13 protein-coding genes, 2 tRNA genes and 1 other RNA gene are annotated in these 16,808 nt (G+C 37.5%); 11 read left to right on the top strand and 5 right to left on the bottom strand.

Annotated features, from left to right (window positions below; genetic code table 11):
- Nucleotides 1-323 precede the first annotated feature (323 nt).
- The 4 genes from QE404_RS14055 to QE404_RS14040 all read left to right on the top strand — a co-directional run bounded on the left by QE404_RS14055 (nucleotide 324) and on the right by QE404_RS14040 (nucleotide 3,584).
- Entirely contained in the window at nucleotides 324-824 is a 501-nt protein-coding gene (locus QE404_RS14055; RefSeq protein WP_307451468.1) for a thermonuclease family protein, read from the top strand.
- Nucleotides 825-981: 157 nt separating this feature from the next.
- Entirely contained in the window at nucleotides 982-1,725 is a 744-nt protein-coding gene (locus QE404_RS14050) for a hypothetical protein (protein ID WP_307451465.1), read from the top strand.
- Between the two features lie 63 nt (nucleotides 1,726-1,788).
- Nucleotides 1,789-2,820 carry a sensor histidine kinase gene (locus QE404_RS14045; RefSeq protein WP_307451462.1) on the top strand — a complete coding sequence of 344 codons (1,032 nt, stop codon included), beginning with the start codon at nucleotides 1,789-1,791 and terminating at the stop codon, nucleotides 2,818-2,820.
- Nucleotides 2,817-3,584: a LytR/AlgR family response regulator transcription factor gene (locus QE404_RS14040; protein WP_307451459.1), complete on the top strand. Its 768-nt coding sequence runs from the start codon at nucleotides 2,817-2,819 to the stop codon at nucleotides 3,582-3,584. Before QE404_RS14045 ends, QE404_RS14040 begins: the two co-directional genes overlap by 4 nt.
- 65 nt (nucleotides 3,585-3,649) lie before the next feature.
- On the opposite strand, the gene QE404_RS14035 is transcribed toward QE404_RS14040, so the two are convergent.
- The gene (locus QE404_RS14035) at nucleotides 3,650-5,233 is read right to left on the bottom strand and encodes a hypothetical protein (protein ID WP_307451455.1); all 1,584 of its coding nucleotides are present in this window, start codon (nucleotides 5,231-5,233) and stop codon (nucleotides 3,650-3,652) included.
- A gap of 137 nt (nucleotides 5,234-5,370) precedes the next feature.
- Here QE404_RS14035 and QE404_RS14030 point away from each other — a divergent pair, with 137 nt between their 5' ends.
- On the top strand, nucleotides 5,371-5,784 hold the full coding sequence (locus tag QE404_RS14030; RefSeq protein WP_307451451.1) for a helix-turn-helix domain-containing protein: 414 nt from the start codon (nucleotides 5,371-5,373) through the stop codon (nucleotides 5,782-5,784).
- A gap of 734 nt (nucleotides 5,785-6,518) precedes the next feature.
- Nucleotides 6,519-10,931: an AVAST type 2 anti-phage system protein Avs2 gene (gene avs2 / locus QE404_RS14025; RefSeq protein ID WP_307451449.1), complete on the top strand. Its 4,413-nt coding sequence runs from the start codon at nucleotides 6,519-6,521 to the stop codon at nucleotides 10,929-10,931.
- Between the two features lie 339 nt (nucleotides 10,932-11,270).
- Here avs2 and QE404_RS14020 read toward each other — a convergent pair whose 3' ends face one another.
- The 4 genes from QE404_RS14020 to ssrA all read right to left on the bottom strand — a co-directional run bounded on the left by QE404_RS14020 (nucleotide 11,271) and on the right by ssrA (nucleotide 14,753).
- Entirely contained in the window at nucleotides 11,271-11,828 is a 558-nt protein-coding gene (locus QE404_RS14020; RefSeq protein WP_307451446.1) for a GLPGLI family protein, read from the bottom strand.
- A 536-nt stretch (nucleotides 11,829-12,364) separates the two neighbouring features.
- Complete coding sequence (locus QE404_RS14015) at nucleotides 12,365-13,234, bottom strand: SDR family oxidoreductase (protein ID WP_307451443.1); 870 nt, start codon at nucleotides 13,232-13,234, stop codon at nucleotides 12,365-12,367.
- A 69-nt stretch (nucleotides 13,235-13,303) separates the two neighbouring features.
- Nucleotides 13,304-14,131, bottom strand: coding sequence for an AraC family transcriptional regulator (locus QE404_RS14010; protein ID WP_307451441.1), 828 nt, complete (start codon nucleotides 14,129-14,131; stop codon nucleotides 13,304-13,306).
- A gap of 220 nt (nucleotides 14,132-14,351) precedes the next feature.
- Nucleotides 14,352-14,753, bottom strand: a transfer-messenger RNA (tmRNA) gene (gene ssrA / locus QE404_RS14005).
- Nucleotides 14,754-15,034: 281 nt separating this feature from the next.
- Here ssrA and rpsU point away from each other — a divergent pair.
- The 5 genes from rpsU to QE404_RS13980 all read left to right on the top strand — a co-directional run bounded on the left by rpsU (nucleotide 15,035) and on the right by QE404_RS13980 (nucleotide 16,768).
- Entirely contained in the window at nucleotides 15,035-15,232 is a 198-nt protein-coding gene (gene rpsU, locus QE404_RS14000) for a 30S ribosomal protein S21 (protein WP_100075659.1), read from the top strand.
- Between the two features lie 82 nt (nucleotides 15,233-15,314).
- Nucleotides 15,315-16,202, top strand: coding sequence for a tyrosine-type recombinase/integrase (locus QE404_RS13995; RefSeq protein WP_307453400.1), 888 nt, complete (start codon nucleotides 15,315-15,317; stop codon nucleotides 16,200-16,202).
- On the top strand, nucleotides 16,199-16,489 hold the full coding sequence (locus QE404_RS13990; protein WP_100075658.1) for an HPF/RaiA family ribosome-associated protein: 291 nt from the start codon (nucleotides 16,199-16,201) through the stop codon (nucleotides 16,487-16,489). Before QE404_RS13995 ends, QE404_RS13990 begins: the two co-directional genes overlap by 4 nt.
- A gap of 106 nt (nucleotides 16,490-16,595) precedes the next feature.
- Nucleotides 16,596-16,669: transfer RNA gene (locus QE404_RS13985), tRNA-Thr, on the top strand.
- An 18-nt stretch (nucleotides 16,670-16,687) separates the two neighbouring features.
- A tRNA-Tyr gene (locus QE404_RS13980) sits at nucleotides 16,688-16,768 on the top strand.
- The last annotated feature ends 40 nt before the right edge of the window (nucleotides 16,769-16,808 follow it).

The following is a 16,808-nucleotide window of genomic DNA, read 5'->3' as shown; positions in this document are numbered from 1 at the left end:
TCTTTACGATAAAACATTTTTTTGCTCTTTTTTGTGGTGTTGGTATAGTACTTTCGTAGAGATTGGATTTAGTTTTTTCGTTTTCAGAGGTTTATATTTCTGCACCTGAAATGTTGTTTAATGTTCTTTTACCAAAGCAATAAGTTTACCAGATGGGTATATCGCGATCTGTTTGTGCATAATTTTATGATGCTGAAGTGATGCCGGTAACCAATATGCTTTATCTTTGCAGGCCCAAAATCCCCGAGTCACGGTGCCCTTACCGGCAGTCATTGGCTCCGGATATACAGGCTACAATAATCCTGAATTTATAATTGATGCTGATGAAAACAATGATCTCTGCCGTTGCCCTTTTGATGTGCATTCTGGTAGGCTCCCAAACCCGGGGGAAAGTAATAAAAATCAAAGACGGGGACACTGTGGTGGTCCTGCTTTCCGACAATACCCAGCAGACATTACGCCTGGCCGAGGTGGATTGCCCTGAAGACAGCCAGGCCTTCGGGAAAGCGGCCAAACAGTTTACGGCCGGCCAGGTTTTCGGGAAAACGGTTACCTTTTACCAAGTAGGAAAGGACCGTTACGGAAGAGGTGTTGCAGGTGTTTTCTATGACAATGATAAATACCTGTCCAGGGAAATTGTCAGGGCCGGTTTCGGCTGGTGGTATTTTAAGGCTTCTAAGAATACGGAACTCCGGAAACTCCAGGATGAAGCAAAGCTGAAAAAGCTGGGCATCTGGGCAGATAAGAATGCAGTATCGCCGTGGGAGTTCAGGAAGGCGAAGAAAACGAAGAAGAAAAATACAACGGATAAGGCTAAGAAATAATTAAAGCAGTAAGCCGGATAAGGAGTGTAGCTTCTGATGCCCTTTACTTTCATTTTTCCTGCGTTCACCGGTTTTATTCCTGAGCTGAATACTTTGCTGTTCTTTAATGGTAAACGGTACCATACTTTTGCTTCATTAATCTTTTAAATCAAGAGAAATGAACAGAGAATTGGTATTCTTAAGAACTTTTGCAGCGGCCACTGCCTGCGGGATGATCTTTATTTTCGCATCGGCGTTTAAAACAAGCGGGAATCAGAAATTCGGTGAAATTGACGTGGAACGGATCAATATCGTAGAAAATGATGGTACCGTAAAAATGATCCTGACCAACGTAGGCCGCTTCCCGAATGGAAAGACTAAAATCAACGGGCTCGCCGTTAATGAAGACCGGAAAAAACGTTCGGGCATGCTGTTCTTTAATGAAGAAGGCATAGAATGCGGAGGTTTTATCTATGATGGTAAAAAGACCAAAAACGGCCACGAATCCGGGCTTTCGCTGACCTATGACCAGTATGACGGTGACCAGGTGATGCAGCTGCTGACGCAGGATTTCGGTAAAGGAGACCAGAGGTTTGTCGGCTCCACGCTGGCTTTCAATGACCGTCCGGCAAAAGAATCGCAGGTAAAGACCATGGACATCATGAAAGAGCTGGATGAGATCGGTAAAAAAGATCCTGAAGCAGCCAGGCGGAAGTACCGGGAATATGAAGCCCAAGGACTGATGGGCGGCGTTCCTCGTGTAATGCTGGGAAAATCGAGGAGTTTAAATAATGGACTGTTCCTCTTTGATGACAAAGGATCACCGAAAGCCATGTTCTACGTGGATAAAAACAACCAGGCAAAACTGGATTTTTACGATGACAACGGGAGAGTCATGGCATCGTTCCCTGAAAAGAAATAAAACATCAACAACAGGCCTGTGAATCCACAGGCTATTTTGTACCTTATGATCCTGAAAAGGCCGATGAAAAGTATCATACAAAAAGCTTATTGGAACAGGTATTTCCTGTTGTTTATCCTGATCTTTGCCTATGTACAGTCCATTTATACGCGCATGATGGTCTGGCAGGAAATCAATGCCTATATTTTTACGCCTGAAGCGGCAATGATGACACTGCTGAATGCAGGCATCCTGTTCTGGGTCATCCTGTATTTTATCGGGAAATGGAAAGGTTCAGGCGTGCTCAACAGAAAGATCCTGCTGAAAATATTCGGGGCATCGCTGGTGACGTATATGGTTTCCATGAAGGTGATAGGATTGGTGATTGCCCTTGCCTTCGATACGGTGGAACGGAATTTCAACCGGCAGGCATTTACCTACGCGCTGTTTTCCGATTTCCTGGACGGGATCATCTATGGCGGATTTTTCCTGGCCTATTATTACTACCAGCATAATAAGGAACAATACCGGAAACTGCTCGTCTATAATGAAGCACTGGCGAAAAGCAAAATCAACCAGCTGAAAAACCAGCTCAATCCGCATTTCCTGTTCAACAACCTTAATGTCCTGGACCAGTTGATTGAAGAGGATAAAGAACAAGCCTCCGGTTTCCTGAATGAATTTGCTGATATTTACCGGTATGTGCTGAAAGTTTCGGAAAAGGAACTGGTTACCATCAATGAAGAAGCTGATTTTGCCCGACAGTATTTCAACCTGATCCGGTACCGGTACGGAAATGCCTATCAGCTTACTTTTAACATGGACAACAGCAATGGTTATATCGTTCCTTTAACATTGCAGCTCCTGATCGAAAATGCCGTCCAGCATAATCTGGGAACCGAAGAAAATCCTGTGATGATTGCCATAGAGATTGAAGAGTATATTTTGGTCTCAAACAATATCAACCTGAAAAGGAATGCCAAACCCGTATCCGGGCGGGCGCTGAAAAACCTGGACGAACAGTACCGGATTTTGATTCAGAAACCTGTTGAAATCAATAGTTCAGATAACCTATTTTCTATACGTATTCCCATTATTCATTCACAGAACCCATGATCAAGATCCTCATTATAGAAGACGAAATACCGGCCAGGAAAAAGCTGAAACGGTTTATTGACGGATTAGGCCTCGCTACGGAAGTAATCGCAGAGCTTGATACGGTGCAGGCTGGCATAGCCTTCCTTGAAATCCATCAGCCTGACCTCATCTTTTCAGATATCGAACTGCTGGACGGGAATGCTTTTGAAATCTATGCCGAAGTTCCTGTGGCCTGTCCCATTATTTTTACCACTGCTTATGACCATTTCTGGATGGAGGCCTTTGATAGCAACGGCATTGCGTATCTCCTGAAACCGTTTTCCCAGGAACGTTTCCGGAAAGCCTGGGATAAATATATCCTGCTGACGCAATCACCGCCAAAACAAAAAACAGCCATAGATGACCTGGCTCAACTGATCAGGCAGAATCTATCCGGGCAACCGTATAAAAAACGTTTCACGATCAGCAGTATTCAGGGGATGTATTTCCTGGAAACCGGGCAGATTGCCTATTTTGAAGCTGATGAAGGAATTGTTTTTGCGCATGATAAGACAGGGAAGAAGCACCTGCTGTCCGCCTCCACTTTAAAGGAGATCGAAGAACAGCTGAACCCGGCAGATTTTTTCCGGATCAACCGGAGTGAAATCGTCCATAAAACGTATGTGGAAAAAATACAGCGCTACAATAAAAATATCCTGGCCCTACAGATGACAGGATGTGAAACCCCTCTTAAAACCAGTCAGAACACCACGGCTGCATTCCGGGAATGGGTGGAGCGGTAATACGTAAGGTTCTGTCATCAACAAATCTCCAGGTATAAAATCTGTTCTCCTGAACCAGGATGGCTTTACTTTTTACAACGTTCTTCCAGCAGTTCCGCAAAGGCTTGCACCAGCTCATCTATGATTTTAAGAATATCCTCATTCAGGAGGCAGGTATCTCTGTGCAGGTTTTCGGAGGGATTGAGGAAGCTAAAGAAATCGAACGGCAGCTTTTCGATGAGGTAACCCAAGGTTTTTATTTTCGGTTCGGCATATTCGCAGAGTTTCCAGAGGATGCGGATGTTGATCCTGTTTGGTCGGTAATGGAGCGTGGCATAAATGAATACCGAACAGGCGCGGTAGAAAATGCCGCTTAAAATCAGTCCGCTTCCTTGATGGGAATCCGGTTTTTCCACGGAACGCACCAGCCGGTATTTTTCGTGGAGCCCGCAAAAGTGATGGTAGTCAAGGTCGATATCCAAACCTGCATCTTGTTCTCCGGTATGCCAGTGGATGACGGAAGGGATTTCTGCGGTATAGATCGCTTTTTCCGGGACCATAATCGTACGGAAAAACGACTGGCATTCCCAAAGGGAGTCCTGGATCCAGGCTGCTGAATGGGCAATCGGAACGACGGCATAGGTTCCGCCGGTCTTCCGGGCAACGATCTGCATCATCTCAAACAGGTCCTGGTTGCTGATCTTTTTGCTCAGCAGCAGCAGGTAAAGCACCTGGGTTTTTTGTCCGGCAGCATAAACTTCTTCTTGATGGAACAGGAAAATTTCTTCGATGCAGAAATGGCGGGTCAGGATACTGATCACCGGTTCGTAAGGCGAAACAGCTTTGTTCTTAGTCAGGATCTGGGGTGTTATGGACCGATGCCTGACTGCCTTTTTCATTTCCCGGAATGTTGTTGTGACTATATCGTAGAGTTGGCGCTCTGTTTCGGCAATGGCTTCCTTAAATTCATCTTTCAGGCACATAAGATCCTGTTGCCGGTCTGCTTTGGCTACGCTGAGGAGCGCATCGGTAATAAAATATGTGGTGCCGGTCTTTTTCAGCATCAGGCTCCTGATCTGCGGGAGGAATGGCTCCAGCCTCAGGAACCGCTGATCCAGGCTGTCCTGGTAGAAATACGTGCCCAGATGGAGGAATTCCAGGTAAAACAGGTGGTGCTGGAAAAGGCTGGTATACAGGTGATATGCCATCGCCAGGGAATGGCTGTTTTCCGCTTTGCTGATTTCAGTGCTGAGTAAATCGTGGGTGTGGTAATACGCTTCCCTGAACTGCCTGAACTTTTTCAGCTGCCTGCCAGGTTCCGGCGCTGAAAATTCATGGCCTTCCGCAGTATGGATCAGGGTGGAAGCATGGCAATGCCGGAGGGTAAACAGGCTTCCGAGCCTGAGGTGCTTTCTGACGTCCAGTCCAGCCAGCAGGATGACGTGGGTTTTGCATTGGTGCAGTGCTTTACGGATCCATTTGCCCCGGTACACTCCGTCCGGAAGGTGAGAGCTGCTGAGGTGGATGATCAGAAGCTGCTTCTGAGCGGTCTGCGAATAGCTCAGGAATACATATTGCACGGCGGTTCTGCCGGCAAAAGAAGCCAGGAGTTCCGACAGCTTTTCAGACTGCGGATGGCGTTCCGGAATAAGGATTTGTGTGTTCATCATCTTGATTTTTACCGCAAATTGAGCCGAAAAATCAACGTAGCCAACCAAGGATTGGTGTACCGAACTATAACAGAATGTAAAATATAGTCTTGGCAGAATCTCGTATAATGTATATCTTTGATTTCAAATCTCAACCTATGACAGCTACAGCAAAGAAACATATCGGGAGAAACATCGCAAGAATCCGGGAAATGCGCGGCATGAAGCAGGAAACCCTGGCCGAAATTTTAGGCGTCAGCCAGCAGAAAGTATCCCTGCTGGAAAATGCCGAAGAACTGGAAGACCACAAACTGGAACCCATTGCCAAAGCCCTGGAAATCCCGTTGGAAGCGCTGAAGAATTTTTCGGATGATGCCGTTTTCAATATCATTTCCAATACTTTTAATGAACACAGCTCAAACAATAACAATTACCAATGTTCAATAAATCCTATTGATAAATTGATAGAAGTTTATGAAGAAAATAAGAAGCTGTATGAGCGGCTGCTGGAAACGGAGAAGGAGAAGAGTAGGGTGATTGAGGAGCTGGTGAGGAAGGTGATTAAAGATTGAACTTGAAATTTTTTATATGGGACTGTCTGGGAGGACGGTCTTTTTTTGTATTAAATATTTGCATATATTAAAGTTTTCTTTGATAATTAGTATCTGATTAAGTGTTGACTAGTTCAATTTATTCCCTTCGCTGGCGCAAGCGTCACGCTCGTGCATATTATTTCACGCTTATATTTATTAGATATACTAATAGGTATCTAGATAAATGAAAAATGCTCAAAAGCGTTAGCTTTTATTTTGGCACGTGCGAGACGCTCGCGCCAGCAGGGTAATTCCTGAATAAAATTTCAGAATATTTTAAGTAAAAACACATCTCTCTTGATAAATTAATAATGTAAATATTGTAAATAATAAAGATAAATTGAAAGATGTTGAGCCAATTTTAATAAAGAAAGAAGGGTTATTTTTGACCCTAAAGCTAATTTAGATAGAAAACAGAAATTATTAATAACAAATAGAGTAACTGGTGAATTACGGAAAGAAAAATCAAGACAAAAAATCAGAAATGCTCTTGATAATTGGGATTTTAAAATTTTAGGAAAAATAACTCAAACGAAACTTATTGAAGCTTCTGGACTCTCTAAAAATACAGTTGAAAAATACGGCAAAGAGTTTAGGCAGAGAATACGAAATCTAAATCATAATTTAAGAATAAAGTAGGTAAATTTTTTCAGCATTCGTTCTTATTTTTTTCTTAAATTCTTTGTTTTATTTTTATAAATTAAACCATAAAAATGCAGAATTTAGATTGGAATAACATACGCTCCTTAAATAACTCTCAAAAAGATGGATTTGAGGAGTTGGTATGTCAGCTTGCTAAAAATGACAACATTGATAATGCAAAATCTTTTGTAAGGAAGGGTTCTCCCGATGCAGGCGTTGAATGTTTTTGGATATTAAATGATGATAGAGAAATATGTTATCAAGCAAAATTCTTTACTTCTCCTTTAACATCAACGCAATGGGGTGAGATTGATGAATCAGTTAAAACGGCGTTAGAAAAGCATCCTAATTTGATAAAATATATTGTTTCGATTCCTCAAGATAGAGCTGATGCAAGAGTTAAAGGAAAAAAATCTTTTTTAGATAAGTGGAATGATTCGGTTGCTAAATGGGAAAAGTGGGCTAAAGAAAGAAACAATGACGTTGAATTTTTATATGAAGGTAGCTCTGAGTTATTAGATAAATTAACAAAACCTGAAAATATAGGTAAAAGATTGTTTTGGTTTAACCAAAATGAATATTCTGATGAATGGTTTTTTAAACAGAATAAAAGCAAGATTGAAGATTTAGGCGTAAGATATTCACCTGAGATAAATGTTGATTTAGATATTAAATATGTTTTTGACGGTTTATATTTAAATAAAAGATTTAAAGAAAATCTTACAAATAATATAGCAAAAGCAGATACTAAATTTTCAGAATTTTTAAGTACTCTAAAAGATTTTCCTGAAATCAAAATTTTTTCTGAAGAAACTTTTAACAAATTAAAACTAAAAACGAAAGAATTATTAAATAAACAAAACTTTGAAAAACACAAATTAATTAAGAATCTCTATGATTATACATACAACTATTTAGCGGCTCATTTTGGAAATAATTATTTTAAAATCATCAAAGACAATAAAAATGAGAGTTTAATAAAACGAGAGTTTGATGAACTTGTAGGAAGCATTCACGACGTTAATAGCGGATTACATAACTTCGATGCAGAATTAGCCGATGTACCTTATTTACTTATTGAAGGAAAGGCAGGAATTGGCAAATCTCATTTAGTTGCAGATATAATAAAGCAAGGATTTGACGAAAATCAATTTAGTATTTTATTATTAGGACAACATTTTTATACAGGAAATGTTTGGACGCAAATAAAAAATCTACTTGATATAAAAGATTCCAAAGAGGAATTTTTAGGTGCAATAAACTCAAAAGCAGAATCAATTAATTCTCGAATAATAATATATATTGATGCAATTAATGAAGGTGAGGGAAAAGAAATTTGGCAAGACCAATTAAACGGTTTGTTAGAAGATATTAAAGCATTTCCAAATATTGGTATAGTATTAACCATAAGAAGTACTTATAAGGATATTGTTCTTCCAGATAATTTTTTAGATAAGGTTGCTCATTTTGAGCATAGAGGTTTTGATAATTTGTATAATGCTACGAAAGTATTTTTTGAACATTATAACATTCAAGAACCTCCTATACCAATATTAAATCCAGAATTTAACAATCCCCTATTTTTAAAGTTATTTTGTAAAGGTTTGTCAGATAACGGATTGAAAACAATACCACAAAATTATGATAACTTAAACACAATTTTCGATTATTTAATTGATGCAGTCAATAAATCATTATCGAAAAAATTTGGTTACAATCATAAGGATTTCAATTTAGTAAATGAAGCTATTGAACTAATTGTTTCAGAAATGATTAAACATCCTTCTTTTCAAATTTCAAGAAAAGATGCAAATGTTCTATTTAAAGAAAATTTCAAAAATGATGTATCCAATAGTAGAAATATTTTAATAGAATTAATCAATGAAAATATTCTAAATGAAAATGCAATTTATAATCCTAAAACAGAGAAATATGATAAAGAAATAGTTTACTTTTCTTACGAAAGATTAGGTGACTATTTAATTGCTAAAACTTTGTTATTGGAAGACCTCAAAATAATTGAACAGAAAAAAACAATAACTTCTGATTGTAAAATTCATGAATATATAAAAGATGAAAATGCAATTATGAGAAATCAGAGCGTAATTGAGGCTTTTTCTATTATTATTCCTGAAAAAACAAATTTTGAACTTTACGAATTGTTAGAAAACAATAACATATACGATATTGGAGAAGCATTTTTAGATAGCTTGATATGGAGAAATAAAGATACAATTAACGAAAAAATAAATAATTACATTGATAAATATATATTAACAATTAATGGATTAAAAAATAAGTTTCTTGAAATACTTATTCAGTTATCTTTAAGAGAAGACCATTTTCTGAATTCTTATTATCTCGATAATTTTTTATCAGGTATGAAAATGAATCAAAGAGATTATTGGTGGACTATTTTCATTAATGATTCTGAAATAGCAAAGCTGTTTATTGACTGGATATTTGAGAGTGAGAATATTGAAAGTTTTACTGAAGAGTCTAAAAAATTAACATCAATTGTTTTAACTTGGTTTTTAGCTTCATCAAACAGAGAATTAAGAGACTTATCAACAAAAGCTTTGGTTAAAATCTTTCAAAACAACCTACCATTACTTGAAAGGTTGATTAAATTTTTCAAAAATGTCAATGATTTATATGTAAAGGAAAGACTTTTTGCTGTGGCTTACGGTTCAACATTAAGAACAAATAATGAGAAGCAGTTAAAAGTTTTTGCAACCTTCATTTTTAATCTTATTTTTAAAAATAAAAACCCTATTGAGCATCATTTAGTTAGAGATTATGCGAGAGGAGTTATAGAGTTTGCAAACTCTAAAGGATTATTGAAATTTGATATAAAAGACGCTCGTCCTCCATATAAAAGTAAAATGCCTGAAAAGATTCCATCAGAAACGGAGGTTAAGAAGTTTGAAATAGAAAAGAAAGAATTTAATGTTCAAAACAGTCTTTACAATCTCGTAATGGGTTTTAGTGATTTTGCAAGATATACATTAGGTACAAATTATCATTCTAAAATATCAAATATTTCAATAGAATCATATAGTGTTTTTCAAGAAGTAACCAATTCGTCAAAGAAAAATAAAGAAGAATTAGAGAATCTAATCAAGCATTGTAAAGACTATAAATCTGATTTTGTTAGACAGGAATGGAAAGAACTTTTTAAAGATTTATATGAGAGCTTAGAAAATGTATTGAAAGTCCTTTTTAAGCTCCCCCCTGATAAAGCAAAATTACTGTATAATTACATAAATAGAATTTCAGAAAATTATTCTTCTGAACCAAGATTCGATATTTCAGTTATTCAAAGATTAATTATAAATGACGTTTTTAAAACTTATGGATGGAAAAAAGAATGGTTTGACATTCATGATTATAGACATTTAAGAGATGCATATTTCAATAAAGAAACTTATTCTAAAAGAGAATCCATTGGAAAAAAATATGTACTTATTTCTTATTATAAATGGTTAGCTGTTATTTTAGATAATTATTTAACACAATTAGACTATTCTTCTATCTACGACAGTAAATTTGAAGTATATACTACAGGCTCTTGGTCTACCAATAGACGAGATATTGACCCTACTTTATTAGAAAGGGAATTTTATCAAGAGGAGTCATACAAAAATAATAAAGCAACATTTTGGTATCCTGAAAATAAATTTGATTGGAATAATAAAGATTTTACTAAATGGGTGTTAAATACTAATGATCTGGTTCATCCTAAATTCCTTGTAGATATTAAAGATAATAATGGTAATGAGTGGTTGAATTTGTATTCATATCCTTCTTGGTATAGTAAAGAAGATTCAATGGGTAGTAAGAAACAAATATGGTATCATATAAAAAGTTTCATTATTAATAAAAAAGATAAAACAGCCATTATTAAGACTTTAAAAGGAAAATCGTTTTTTAATCATCAAATTCCACAAGAAAGAGATGTTTATGAAGTTTATAGTAGAGAATATTATTGTAGTAAAGCTTTTGATGATTGTACATATGAAAATCATCCGGAAACAAGCGATAAAAGATTACACTCTGAAATAAATGGTAAAAATATTTCAGGATATCAGACATCTATGAACTATGTTTATTATAAAGAAAAAGATTTTTCTTTAAAAGAAAATGTTTATATAAAAAGACCTACCAAATATTTATTTAATTTATTAGATATACATTTTAGAGATAATGAATATGAATTATATAATCAAGATAATAAGTTAGTAGTTTTCAATCCTGCAATAAAATTTCAAGAAGGAAATGATTGCCTTCTTGTTGATAAAGAACATTTACTGAAGAAATTAGCCGAAAAAGATCTTGAGATAATCTGGTTGGTATTAGGAGCAAAAGAAGTAATTGGAGATATGAGCATCATTAATGAAGGTAATATTAATAATATTTTTTATTTGAACAATAATGGAGAAATTGAGGGTGATCTTTCTTTGACTCCCTACAAAGAAAGTTAATAAAGTAACAATAATTATTGCAAATTATTAAATTTGAAGATATAACAAATTTAGAAATAGAAAAAACAATTAAGAATTAAAATATAAGGAGCGTTAAACTCTGTTATTCTGTAAGAAATCGGCAAAATTTTAAACAGCAAGAATGACAAGTGTGATGCCCCTGGCTAGCGCGAGCGTCACGCTCGTGCACATTATTTCACGCTTATATTTATTAGATATAATAGGTATCCAAATCAATAAAAGATGCTAAAAAGAGTTAGCTTTTATTTTGGCACGAGCGAGATGCTTGCGCCAGCAGCAGGATTTCAAAATCAATAAAATAGATTACAGATTATATTATTAATTGGTTTTAAAATCTACTTTATAATTTAGCTCTATGGGATTATTTTTACTTCTGATATTTTTTCTGATAGATTCTTTCACGTCTCTGTGGTTTGCTTCGGAAAGAGTTCCGGAAGCATCCTCATTTAAAATATCTCCTTTTTTAAGCGTGGATAAAGGATTGTTATAAAAATCGGTCTGTATTTTTTGGAAATCCTCCCAAGAAATCAACTTCTGATATTTTGCCGGATATAATTCTTTCCATTTGAAATCTTTGATTTGTACCAATTCAAAATCATAATCTCCTTGATCATCTGTTATTTTGATGATTAATCCAGGTAAACCACTAAAAATATATGGTCCGTCGGAAATTGGAACTTCAGAGGTAAACCATGCATTCCAGATCCTTCCGCCATAAGATCCTTCCGCCTTTTGACAAAGATATTTTCCAATTGTTTGTTTTTCCGGTAATATTTTCCATTCAATCTTTTCATTCATTTTTATGGCAAAGGTTGAATATGCTATAGGAATGAAAACATACTTTAAAACAGTATTTTCTTTAGTATCCTTTTTCACATACAGTTACTTATTATTAAATTCAGTATCAAACCCATTAGGATATCCTCTTTTAATCGCTAATGAATCTGATTTCCGGAACATTGCAGAACGAAACAATAATACGTCTTTATCGGTATCCAGATAATACGTAATGGTGTCAAGTCTTATGCTGTCAGTATGGGGCTTGTATTTTAACTCATATATAAAGCTTGATTTTTGACCTAAAAGATGGCACGATATCATCACAAATACAAGCAAATAGTTTTTTATATTCCTAATCATCTTTGAATATATATTGATGATAAACTTAATTAATTTTATTCACAATACAGATAAAAAAGTTCAGTTAGAGTTAAGCTGTATTTTTATAGATTCTATTTTGGTTGTAAATTTTCTATTGTCTTGTAGTTTAATGTACTGTGGCTTCTCTCGCTGAGGGTGAGCGTCACGCTTATGCAGTAATTTTTTAGAAAACAAAAAGAGAAAATGCAACCCGCATTTTCTCTTTTTTCAGTGGAGTAGTGGGATTCAAACCCTCGCCTGAACAAAACCATTTATTTCAGAAAGGCATTTTTATAATCCCTGAAAAAGTCCTCTATAGTCCGGGCGGGTTGATGCAACACGGTTTCCACATCCGTGCTTACTGTTGCCGTTTTGCCGTCCCGTTGCAGTTGGGTATAAGCCAGCAAGGTATTGATGACCCACTCAGGCTTGCCTTGTTGCTGCATCCGCTGCCGGAGTTCTTCTATGTTCAGGGAAACAAAGGAAACGTTTTGGTTGGTTATGCGGCTGATGGTTTCTGCCACTTCACCATAATTAACCGCGGTTCCGCCTGTTAAAAAATAAGAATGGCCGGCATGTGGCTCCGGCTGCAAGAGGATACGGAATGCTACTTCCGCGATATCCCGGATATCCACATACGCACGCTTACCCTCGCCGGTAGCGTCATAGATTTTACCTTCCGTTTTCACGGAATGTGCCAGTTCTCCCAGCCAGTTCTGCATCATCCCTGTTGGGCGGAGAAGTGTATGGGTAATACCCGCATTCCTGAGTATTTCTTCTACTTCGCCGTGTACCCTGGCAATTAAAAAGGGAGAATCTTTGTCAGCCGCTGCTGACGACAGCTTTACGATATGCTTTATGCCCAGTTCCCGGGCCACGGAAATGACGTTGGATTGTTCTTCCACAAAACCATGACTATGCCCTGATAAGAGGAATACGGAGTCAGCATCTTCCATGGTTTTGTACAGGCTTTCCCGGGAAGACATATCTGCCTGCACCCATTGTACACAAGGCATCCGGATGGCTTTTTCGGGGTTGCGGCTTACGGCAATGGTTTGAATTCCTGCTGCTGATAAAAGGCCGATCAGTTCCGAACCTATTTTTCCTGTGGCACTGAATACGGTAATTTTCTTGTTCTGCATTTTTTAATCTTTAATGACAGGGCAAAGGTATCGGGCTGGAAAAAAGGAAAATAGAACAAAACCGACAGGCTAAAGTTTCCATTCCGGGAAATTGAGCTCCTGCTCATCCGCGCAGGCTAAAAACTGTTTTGGCGTAGCACCCGTAAATTCCCTGAACTCACGAATGAAATGAGACTGGTCTGCGTAGGAATGCTGGTAAGCAATTTCCGTCAAAGAATTGAATGTCCGTCTGCGAACACTGTCAAGAGCAGCCTGAAAGCGGCAGATTCGGAAAAATAATTTGGGTGAAATACCGATATCCGTTTTAAAAATCCTTTCCAAGGAACGTTCTGAAAGGTTTAAATCTGATTGGATTGCAGACAGTCCGTCATCATGGTCTGTATTTATCCTGGCAACGGCATACGAAGACTTCCTGTTTTCAGGATATTTATTCTTTGCGATCTGACGGGCAAGGAAGTCAGACAGGATAGCAATTCTCTTATCCGTTTCATCATCACTTAAAAGCTGGTCCGCCAGGTCATTTTTAACAACCTCATTTAAATCAAGATAACGATCTGTCAGTTCATGGGCATCAATGCCGAAAATGGCTTTTATGGCAGTCGGCTGGAAGTAAACACCTATATTACGGTATTTTCCTGTGGCTGTTTTTTGCGAGTTGGATGATGTTAAGCCATGTATAAAAAGCTGTGGCAGCTTATTTCCGTCCTTATCTAAAAAACTATTGGCATTTTCCTGGAAGATCAGTCCCGGACAACCGTCAGCAATCATTTTGAAAGCCTTTGTTTCACCGCACGGAATATCATCCTCCAGCATTCCGAAATGACGGATGTAAGGCTGAAGCACTGCTATGGGTTGTATGGGTTGATCTCTTGGGTTAAACATTGTACGGGGTTTCATTTCAGGCGTTTACAAAATCCTGATTTAGCGGGAATTATGTTTGATTATAATGCAAAAGTAATGATTCTGAGGATGTAGTACGTGTGGTTTGTAGAGTATGTACCTGGAGAATTAATGCGGCAGTAGTTTTTTTATTGGTTTATGAGCGGGATGCTCGCGATAAAAGAATAATTTCAGAAAACAAAAAGAGAAAATGCAAACTGCATTTTCTCTTTTTTCCCAGTGGAGTTGGAGGGATTCGAACCCTCGTCCAAACAAGCAATACATAAGATTTCTACATGCTTATTCTGCTATTGATTTTCGACTGGAGGCAGAGAGCAGACACCCAACTTCCAGCTTATCTTCTGAGGTTTTCGAACTTTAGCCGAAGCATCTAAAGCCTTATTCCTGCATTCCTATATCCCAGGATCAAACGCCGCAGAACAGGGCTTTTGTGGGACATCTTGCTTCCCTACTGAAATCTTCGGGAAAACGCTTGATCTACTATACTTCGATATTAAGCTGCAAGAGCGAACTCTTCGTTGCCAGTTAAAATTTTGTAGCAAGGGATTATAGAGATCGCGCTACGGTTCTCTGCATGCTTACTTACCCATTGACCTTGCTGTCGAAACCAGTCAACCCCATGAATAAAGTGACTACAAAGATACGGAATTTTGTTTAAATAGCGTTCATATGGATGGGGCTTTGAAAAATTGATTATCTCAAGAGGATTAATAAGCTTATATAATAAAGAATTGTATTCAACATTTTACAAAGTATCTGTTATGCTTCAATAGCTTACCAAAAAGACTTTTTGCTTTATTTGACCTATACTATCTGCTGCAGAATATCGCTTTTTCTTTATATAATTTGCCCATTCCATAAAAAAGCATTATTTTTGCAGTCCAAAATGAGATGTAAACTATGTTAATAATTCCTGTAAAAGATGGTGAATCCATCGATAGAGCACTAAAGAAATATAAAAGAAAATTTGACAAAACCGGAACTGTTCGTCAGCTAAGAGCAAGACAGCAATTTGTTAAACCTTCTGTAACTTTGAGACAAGCCAGATTAAAGGCGGCTCATAAACAAAGAGAGCTTAGCAAAGAGGAGCAGGCTTAAGAAAAATTTTCTTAAACACATATAAATTCACTTCTTAAATACTATATTTGAGGAGTGAATTTTTTGTTTTGATATTATGATGATGCTGGATAAATTTTTAGAATACCTGCAGCTAGAAAAAAGGTATTCTCCCCATACGATTACAAGCTATAAAAAAGACCTGGAAGACTTTTCCCGTTTCTGCCTGGAAACAGAGTCTTCGGAAGACCTTAAAGCCATCAACAAAAAAGTCATCCGGAATTTCATCGTTGAGCTCAGCGAAAAGGACATTTCTAAAAGAAGCATCAACAGGAAACTTTCCTCTTTGCGGAGTTTCTATCTTTTCCTCCTCAAAATAGGGGAGATCACCGTTTCGCCGGCTGAAGGCATTGCTTCCCTAAAGTTTTACCCTGAGAAACAGATTCCCATTTCTGAAGAAGAGATGGTTACGCTCGGAGACCGGATTTCAGAAGGCGGATACGATATGCTGGACCAATGCATCATTGAAGTATTGTACCAGACCGGGATGCGGAAAGCCGAGCTTTGTGGCCTGATATTTGAGCATGTTGACCTGGATGGCTGCATGATGAAGATCCTGGGAAAAGGAAATAAACAAAGAATGATTCCCATATCTGAATCGCTGGCTTCCCTGCTTAGAAAATATCTCTTGGTACGGCAGCCGCAGGAGGATTATGCTTCCTGTTTCTTCGTTAATGGCAAGGGGAAAAAACTCACCGAAAAATTTGTCTATCTGGTGGTTAATAAGTACCTTAGTCTTATAACATCCAAGCAGAAAAAAAGTCCTCATATCCTCAGGCACAGTTTTGCAACCCATGTGCTGGACAACGGGGCGGAAATTTCTAAAGTAAAGAAAATATTGGGACATTCCAGCCTTGCAAGCACGCAGGTTTATACGAATGCCAATATCGAACAATTGAAAAAAGTGTTTAATAAGGCTCATCCAAGAGCGTCTAAAAAAGATGAATTATGAAGATCACCGTACAATCAATTGGTTTAACTCCTCACGAACCACTGGAAACGCACATCGACAAAAAAGTAACGAAACTGGAAACATTCTATGACAAAATCCATGAATGCAAAGTGTTTCTTAAAGTAGAAAATACCTCGGACAGGGCCAACAAAACTGCCGAAGTAATCCTGGCGGTTCCGGGAGAAGATATCGTGGTAAAAAAGACCAGCACCACCTTTGAAGAAAGCCTGGATCTTTGTGTAGATGCAGCTAAAAAGCTACTAATCAAGAAAAAAGAAATGGCTTAGATAAAAAACTCAAAAAAAAGCCCTGAAAAATTTGAGAATTCAAAAAATCCGTTCTATATTTGCACTCGCAAAAAGGAACAGCGATCTTTTGAATTCTTTTTAATTTGCCTCCATAGCTCAGTTGGCCAGAGCACGTGATTTGTAATCTCGGGGTCGTGGGTTCGAATCCCTCTGGAGGCTCATTAATATAAAATATCTGGGGAGATTCCAGAGTGGCTAAATGGGACTGACTGTAACTCAGTTGCTTCGGCTTCGTAGGTTCGAATCCTGCTCTCCCCACATTTTATATTAGAAAAAAAAGTTGCAGATTTCATTGGAT

The organism is Chryseobacterium camelliae, from assembly GCF_030818575.1.
Taxonomy (GTDB): Bacteria; Bacteroidota; Bacteroidia; order Flavobacteriales; family Weeksellaceae; genus Chryseobacterium; species Chryseobacterium camelliae_A.
Note: the sequence above shows the minus strand (reverse complement) of the source record. Positions and strands in the feature narration are given on the sequence as shown.

Coding starts and splice junctions, on each gene's coding strand:
- QE404_RS13990 (WP_100075658.1), top strand. CDS start 16,199: ATGAAGATCACCGTACAATCAATTGGTTTAACTCCTCACGAACCACTG.
- QE404_RS14055 (WP_307451468.1), top strand. CDS start 324: ATGAAAACAATGATCTCTGCCGTTGCCCTTTTGATGTGCATTCTGGTA.
- QE404_RS14050 (WP_307451465.1), top strand. CDS start 982: ATGAACAGAGAATTGGTATTCTTAAGAACTTTTGCAGCGGCCACTGCC.
- QE404_RS14040 (WP_307451459.1), top strand. CDS start 2,817: ATGATCAAGATCCTCATTATAGAAGACGAAATACCGGCCAGGAAAAAG.
- QE404_RS14035 (WP_307451455.1), bottom strand. CDS start 5,233: ATGATGAACACACAAATCCTTATTCCGGAACGCCATCCGCAGTCTGAA.
- QE404_RS14030 (WP_307451451.1), top strand. CDS start 5,371: ATGACAGCTACAGCAAAGAAACATATCGGGAGAAACATCGCAAGAATC.
- QE404_RS14010 (WP_307451441.1), bottom strand. CDS start 14,131: ATGAAACCCCGTACAATGTTTAACCCAAGAGATCAACCCATACAACCC.
- QE404_RS13995 (WP_307453400.1), top strand. CDS start 15,315: ATGCTGGATAAATTTTTAGAATACCTGCAGCTAGAAAAAAGGTATTCT.
- QE404_RS14015 (WP_307451443.1), bottom strand. CDS start 13,234: ATGCAGAACAAGAAAATTACCGTATTCAGTGCCACAGGAAAAATAGGT.
- QE404_RS14045 (WP_307451462.1), top strand. CDS start 1,789: ATGAAAAGTATCATACAAAAAGCTTATTGGAACAGGTATTTCCTGTTG.
- avs2 (WP_307451449.1), top strand. CDS start 6,519: ATGCAGAATTTAGATTGGAATAACATACGCTCCTTAAATAACTCTCAA.
- rpsU (WP_100075659.1), top strand. CDS start 15,035: ATGTTAATAATTCCTGTAAAAGATGGTGAATCCATCGATAGAGCACTA.